Origin of the sequence: Cupriavidus campinensis (genome assembly GCF_905397395.1) — a bacterium.
In the GTDB taxonomy this organism is placed as follows: Bacteria; Pseudomonadota; Gammaproteobacteria; order Burkholderiales; family Burkholderiaceae; genus Cupriavidus; species Cupriavidus campinensis.
The window spans coordinates 1-757 of the sequence record NZ_CAJPVH010000153.1 but is presented as its reverse complement, the minus strand read 5'-3'; the positions used below and the strand labels follow the sequence as shown (position 1 = coordinate 757).

The window sequence follows — 757 nt, the reverse complement described above, 5'->3', positions numbered from 1 at the left end:
AGCCCGCACGTCCGGCCCCGGCCCCGCGCCAGCCGCGCCGCGCCGCCCAGTCGGCCCCGGCAGCTCCCGCATCGACCGACGGCGCCGCCGCCGGCGAGTCATACACGATCCAGCGCGGCGACACGCTGTCCAGCATTGCAGGCGATGCCGCGCAAGGCCAGGATGTGTCGCTCGAGCAGATGCTGCTCGCGCTGTATCGGAATAATCCCAATGCATTCATCGGCGGCAACATCAACCGGATCAAGTCCGGCGCGGTGTTGAAGGTGCCGAGCGCCCAGCAGGCGCAGGCCGTGAGCCCGCGCGAAGCCCGCCGCGAAGTCGTGGCGCGCACGCAGGGTTTCGACAGCTATCGCAGCCGTCTGGCCGCCGCCGCCGCCGCAAAGTCCGTGGAAGCGGGCTCGGGCCGCGAGCAGTCCGGCAACGTGACCGCGCGCGTGCAGGACACCACGGTGCCTGCCGCTGGTCCGCGCGACGAACTGAAGCTGAGCAAGGCGGACCGCGCCGCGCAGGCCAAGGCGCAAGCCCAGGCCGAAGCCGAAGTGGCCACGCAGCGCAAGCTCAAGGACGCCGAGTCGAAGCTGGCCCAGCTCGAGAAGAACGTCACGGACATGCAGCGCCTGATGGAGCTGAAGAATGCCGAGATCGCCAAGCTGAACCAGGCCAAGGCGGCTCCGGCCCCGGCTGCTGCGCCGGCCACGCCGGCGGCCAGCACCGCGCCGACCGTGGTGCCTGCCGAGCCAGCCAAGCCGGCCGACAC

At 71.6% G+C, this 757-nt stretch carries 1 protein-coding gene; it reads left to right on the top strand.

The genetic code is table 11. The features are described from left to right. The coding region (locus KHO18_RS28295; RefSeq protein WP_280527782.1) for a FimV/HubP family polar landmark protein at positions 1–757 on the top strand (757 nt) is incomplete at both ends.